Raw genomic sequence first — 5647 nt, 5'->3', positions numbered from 1 at the left:
GGGGAAGATGACCCCTTTGTCATGGAGATGCCCAAATACCGCCTGCCCTCTCTCAAGCTGATCTATCATATCGTGGCCGGGCAGTCGATGGACTATCTGCGCAAGGCGGGGACCTTTATCCTTTTCGCTTCGGTCCTGGTCTGGTTCGCAAGCAACTACCCGAAAAATCCCGAGCTTGAAAAGCGCTTCGAAGCCAAGATCGCTCAGGCGGCAACTCCTCAGGAAAAGGCTAAATTCCAGGGCAAGCTTCAGGAGGAGCTTCTGGCCCAGAGTTATCTGGGTCAGGTGGGCAAGGCGACCCAGCCCTTCTTTGCCCCTCTGGGCTTCGACTGGAAGCTGAGCGTCGCTCTGGAAGCGGGATTGGCGGCGAAAGAGGTGGTGGTCTCGACCCTGGGGGTTCTCTACTCTCTGGGGGACAGTGTGGATGAGACAGCCCATTCGCTCCAGGAGCAGCTGCGTAAGCATATTACGCTGCCCGTCGCGTTGGCTTTTATCGTCTTTGTGATGCTCTATATCCCCTGTTTCGCCGCGATGGCCGTTTTCAAGCAGGAGACCGGCAGCTGGGTCTATCTGGCTTATCTCTTTGTCGGGACCACGGGCGTCGCCTGGGTCTTTAGCTTCCTGACGTATAATGTCGTCAAACTATTGGTCTAAGGAGCGGGAAAGATGCAACTGACAGAATTGAAAAAGGGGGATCGTGGAACGATTCTCCGGATCCAGGCTGATCCGGAGCTTCGCAACCGGCTCCACTCCTTCGGCATCATCCCCGGAGAGGAGCTGGAGGTCAAGGGGTGTTCCCTGGCCCGACAGACCATGGAAATCGATGTGGACGGAACCCTGATCGCCCTGCGCAAAGAGGAGGCGGAGAAGATCGAAGTAGAGAAAGAAGCCCCCGGCGCCAATTCATGAGTGGCTACACACCGTTTCTTTTCTCCTTAGTGTATACTATTGTCATCAAAATTTCCCGAAACGGTTAGACTCCTATGAAAAAACTGACAAGCCTACTCATCCTTTTGCTATCGACTACACTCTTCTCGCCTGCCGGTCCGCTGGATTTCGGCCAGAGCAGTGCCGAAAGTGCCTTTGTCGACCGGGCCACTTCGGCTCTGCAGAAACGGGTCAAGGGGTATCCCGGGGTGGATCGGCTCTACCACGAACTCTTCTACACCCCGGTCTGGATCGGGCGCAAAGCACCGACTCCCTTTGCCAAAACACTGCTGGATCGGATCGAACATGATCAGACGATCCCTCCGGTTTTGGGGCTCAATGAAGAGGCCGCCAAACTGCGGAAGCAGCTCAACGAGCTCTACGCCTCCTCTGCCGATCTTAAGCGCAAAATCGAGATGGAGCTGGCTCTCAGCCGCCTCTATGTCAATTATATGCACTACCTCCTTTACGGAGGGATCGACTGGAAAGCTTTCGATGCCAAGCTGGCAGAGCTCACCAAGCAGTACAAGATCAAAGTGGGCTGGGAACACTATCGCCCCAAAATGACGCCGGCCTCTTTGCTGGTCGAGGCGACGATCAGCGGTGATCTCAAGAGTGCTTTCAAAAAGGCCGAGCCCAAACGCTTCAAATATGCCAAGCTCAAAAGGGCATTGGTACGCTATCTCGACATCGCCAAAGAGGGGGGCTGGAAGCCTCTCCCTCCTTTCAAGGTGATCAAACCGGGACAGAGTCATCCCGCCATTCCCCTGATCCGCCGTCATCTGATGATGGTCGGCGATCTGCCTGCCGGAAGCGCGAATGATTCTCCGCTCTATGACGAAACACTGCAGAAAGCGGTCAGACGCTTCAAGCTGCGCCACGGCCTTCCCGGGACGCCGGTCATTGACCGCCAGACCCGGCGTTGGTTCAATGTCCCGGTAGAGAAGAATATCGCCATGATGCGGCTCAACCTGGATCGGATCAAATGGATCTGGCGCCAGGAGGCCCCGGTGCGGATCGAACTCAATATTCCGGCTTTTCGCCTCTACTTCTACGAAGGGCACCATCTGGTGGATACCATGCGGGTGATTACCGGCAAACCCAACCACCCCACCCCGGTTTTTCACAATACGATGAAATATATCGTGGTCAACCCTTATTGGAAGATCCCCGAGAGTATCGTTCGATCCGAGATGCTCAAACATCTTGTCAAAGATCCCTACTATTACGAACGCCGCGGTAAAGTGCTTCGGGCCGACTGGGATGAGAATTCTCACCGCATCGATCCCGGAACGGTTAATTGGTCCCAGTATGTAGGGAACAACAAGACGATTCCCTATCGCTTTATGCAGGTTCCCGGTACCTCCAACGCCCTGGGCAAGATCAAATTCCTCTTCCCCAACAAATACTCGGTCTACATCCACGACACTCCCGGCAAGCGGCTCTTTTTCCGAAGTACCCGGGCCTTCAGTCACGGCTGTATGCGGATTCAGAAACCTAGAGAACTGCTCAAGGTTCTGGCTCTCTACAATGACAACATCGACGTCGAAGAGATTATGGAGCAGTTGGGGACCCGGATCAAACAGACCATCTCGCTTCAGCACGAAATTCCGGTGGATATCGTCTATCTCACCGCCTTTGTAGATGACTACGGCAACCTCAATTTCCGCAAGGATATCTACGGCTACGATCGGTTCCAGATGGCACACTACGCCTACAACCCCAAAAACAAAACGAAACAGTCTTCAGAATAACGAAGACAAATTCCGATAACTCAGACAAGAAAAACCTTTAGCGTGACAGCGCCATGGGCCCCGATCACCAGGGCCTGTTCGATATCGGCGGTTTTGGAAGGGCCGGCGAGGAAGAGGCCGTAGGCGATCTTGGAGAGGTCGAGGGCTTCGTAGGCTTCCTGCATCGTAGCCACCAGCGCTTCCCTTGGTAGAATCAGGGCCAGATTCTCCGCCAGAGTCAGCACGGAGCGGGGATAGTCTTCATTCCACTCCACCCAGACCGCTCCGTTCTCCGCTACCCCCAGTTTCCCTTCGAGAATCGCCAGATCCCAAGAATGCTTGCGGTCAACTTCCGTTCCGGGAGAGGGAGCCTGCCGGGTATCGAAGATCTCTTTCGCTTCGGGGAAGTTCCGGGCAAGCATCGACTCGAGCTCCGCGGGATCGTTTAGGAGTTTGGGCTGCCCTCCGGCTGCTATGAGTGCTTCGGCGAAGGAGGAGATGAGGTCATCATTCTGCCGGAGCGGGTGCGGGAGTCTCGGTCTGACGGCGGGGGACCTTCTGCGATCGGAAAGGCGTTGCAGGATCTTCTCTCTGGCAGTCATTGTTTGTGCTCCCTGTAGAGTCGGCTGAAGGATCTCCGGGCGGGACGGGGCATCTCATGTTCCCGCCCCCAGAGGTTGAAACGGTTGTAGACCCAGGAACGGGGAAGTCTCGGCAGGAGCGATCCCAGGATCCCCATGAGGGTTCGCCGCAATCCAGGATAGCGCAGGAAAAGCGCAGCGGCCTTGAGACCCCGGCGTTTGCCTCGGTATTCGGGGACCCGGATGCAACGCTCCCGCTCCCGATAGAGCTGACGGTGCAGATCGATGCGGACCGGACAGACCAGATCGCAGGAGCCGCAGAGGGTGCAGGCGAAGGGAAGCGAGGCGTATTCGCGGCAATCGCGGGCTCCCGCCAGGGCCGAGCCGATAGGGCCCGGTACCACGGTACCGTAGCTGTGTCCGCCGCTGCGACGGTAGACGGGACAGGTGTTCATGCAGGCGCCGCAGCGGATACAGGAGAGGAGCTTCTCCTGCCCCTCTGCCAGCAGACGGCTGCGGCCGTTGTCCACCATGACGACGCAGAGCCGTCCGCCCGGTTTGGGGCGCAGAAAGTGGGAGGTGTAGGCGGTGATCGCCTGCCCGGTGGCGCTGCGGGCCAGCACCCGGGTGAAGATGCCCAACTCCCGGGCCGAGGGGATTACCTTCTCCAACCCCATGCAGGCGATGTGCAGATCGGGGAGGGCCGTCCCCAGGTCGGCGTTGCCTTCGTTGGTGCAGATGACGATACCCCCCTCCTCGGCCAGGGCGAAGTTGACCCCCGTGATGGCCGCATCGGCCTCGAGGAATTTCTGCCGCAGATGGCTTCGGGCCGCGCGGGTGAGGCGAAAGGGGTCGCTCTCCGCCGGATCGGTTCCCAACTCCCGGGCGAAGATCTCGGCGACCTGCTCTTTTTTCAGATGGATCGCCGGCAGGACGATATGGCTGGGACGATCTCCGGCTAGCTGGACGATGCGCTCTCCCAGGTCGGTATCGGTCACTTCGATGCCGAAGGATTCCAGGTAGGGGTTGAGGCCGCACTCCTCGGTGAGCATCGATTTGCTCTTGACCACCCGTCTCGCCCCGTGCTCTTGCAAAAGTTTCGCCACGATCTGCCGCAGCTCCCGGGCGTCCTCGGCCCAGTAGACTTCGAGGCTGTTGGCTTGGGCCCGGGCTTCGAAACGCTCCAGATAGTAGCCCAGATGTTCTAAGGTGTGGGTTTTGATCGTTTCGGCGGCTTGGCGAAGCTCTTCCCACTCCGGAAGCGCTTTGACGGCGAGATCCCGTTTCTGCCGGACGTGCCAGAGGGCTTGGTCGTGCCAGCGGGCTCTTTCGGGATTTTGGAGGAACGCCGCGGCGTTTCGGGCATGATCAATCATCGCTAAGCTCCGTGCGGCCTGCCAGGATCTCGGCGACGTGGAGGAAACGCATCGGCGTTCCGTCCCGCCTCGCCAATCCCTCCATGTGCATCAGGCAAGAGCGATCCACCCCCGTCATGATCTCGACCCCCTGTTGCCGATGGTCGGCGATGCGGTCTCTGCCCATCATGGCCGAGACCGCCCACTCCTGCACGCTAAAGGTCCCGCCGAAGCCGCAGCATTCATCCCGGGCGGGATCGACGATGGTGATCCCCTCGACCCGGGAGAGGACCGCTTTGATCTTGGAGAAATGGGGGATAGTGAGCTCGCTGGGAGCTCCCAGCCGTAGTTCCCGTAGGGCGTGGCAGCTGTTGTGCAGACCGACGCGATGAGGGAAGGGGTGCTTCAGTTGAAGCTTTTCGACTCCCACAACATCATGGAGAAACTCGCAAAGTTCGAAGAGTCTGGGGGTCAAAGCTGCCAGGCGATCGGCCTCGACGAGCCCTTCGTAGCGATGGCGCACCGTGGCGATGCAGCTGCCGGCGGGAGCCACTACATAATCATAGTCTTCGAAAGTTGCGACGAAGTGGCGGGCGAAACGGGCGCCCTCTTTTCGCAACCCGTTGTTGAGAAAAGGCTGGCCGCAGCAGCGTTGTCCTTCGGGATACACCACCTCAAAGCCGTGGGCTTCTAGCAACTCCAGGGTGCTCAACGCCACCTTGGGATAGAAGTCGTCGATATAGCAGGGGACGAAAAGCCCTACCCTCTTCCTCCTCCCGGGATGGTGCATCTTCTCTCCTCGCTTTTTGGAAAGTATAGCAATCCGTTACAAAAAGCTCACCACTTCGTCGAAGGGACGCCGTTTTTTCTTCGGCGGATCTTGGAGACGGTATCCCAGGGGCAGAAGCAGTGTCGTGCGCTCCTTTTTTCGATTCAGGCCAAGGATCGAATCGACCTTTTCGGGTTCGAAACCTTCGATGGGGCAGCTATCGATGCCGATAAGTGAGGCATAGATCATCATATGGTCGGCGGCGATATAGCACTGTTTGGC

7 protein-coding genes are annotated in these 5647 nt (G+C 58.0%); 3 read left to right on the top strand and 4 right to left on the bottom strand.

Annotated features, from left to right (window positions below; translation table 11 throughout):
* The 3 genes from F8I07_RS02820 to F8I07_RS02810 all read left to right on the top strand — a co-directional run.
* Positions 1-654, top strand: a 654-nt coding sequence (locus F8I07_RS02820) for a nucleoside recognition domain-containing protein (protein WP_292655482.1), incomplete at its 5' end; no start/stop codon positions are given.
* A gap of 12 nt (positions 655-666) precedes the next feature.
* Positions 667-909 (top strand): FeoA family protein, encoded by a 243-nt coding sequence (locus tag F8I07_RS02815; protein ID WP_292655479.1) that lies wholly within the window; start codon positions 667-669, stop codon positions 907-909.
* Between the two features lie 74 nt (positions 910-983).
* Entirely contained in the window at positions 984-2681 is a 1698-nt protein-coding gene (locus tag F8I07_RS02810; RefSeq protein WP_292655476.1) for a L,D-transpeptidase family protein, read from the top strand.
* A gap of 20 nt (positions 2682-2701) precedes the next feature.
* Here F8I07_RS02810 and F8I07_RS02805 read toward each other — a convergent pair whose 3' ends face one another.
* The 4 genes from F8I07_RS02805 to F8I07_RS02790 all read right to left on the bottom strand — a co-directional run.
* On the bottom strand, positions 2702-3262 hold the full coding sequence (locus F8I07_RS02805; RefSeq protein WP_292655475.1) for an LUD domain-containing protein: 561 nt from the start codon (positions 3260-3262) through the stop codon (positions 2702-2704).
* Positions 3259-4617 (bottom strand): LUD domain-containing protein, encoded by a 1359-nt coding sequence (locus tag F8I07_RS02800; protein WP_292655474.1) that lies wholly within the window; start codon positions 4615-4617, stop codon positions 3259-3261. The genes F8I07_RS02805 and F8I07_RS02800 overlap by 4 nt, the downstream gene beginning before the upstream one ends.
* Positions 4610-5386, bottom strand: coding sequence for a (Fe-S)-binding protein (locus tag F8I07_RS02795; protein WP_292655472.1), 777 nt, complete (start codon positions 5384-5386; stop codon positions 4610-4612). Before F8I07_RS02795 ends, F8I07_RS02800 begins: the two co-directional genes overlap by 8 nt.
* Positions 5387-5422: 36 nt before the next feature.
* The coding region (locus tag F8I07_RS02790) for a nitroreductase family protein (RefSeq protein ID WP_292655470.1) at positions 5423-5647 on the bottom strand (225 nt) is incomplete at its 5' end.

It is taken from the genome of Nitratifractor sp., assembly GCF_015487065.1.
Lineage (GTDB): Bacteria > Campylobacterota > Campylobacteria > Campylobacterales > Sulfurovaceae > Nitratifractor.
The sequence above is the reverse complement of the archived record's forward strand: the minus strand, read 5'-3'. Positions and strand labels throughout refer to the sequence as shown.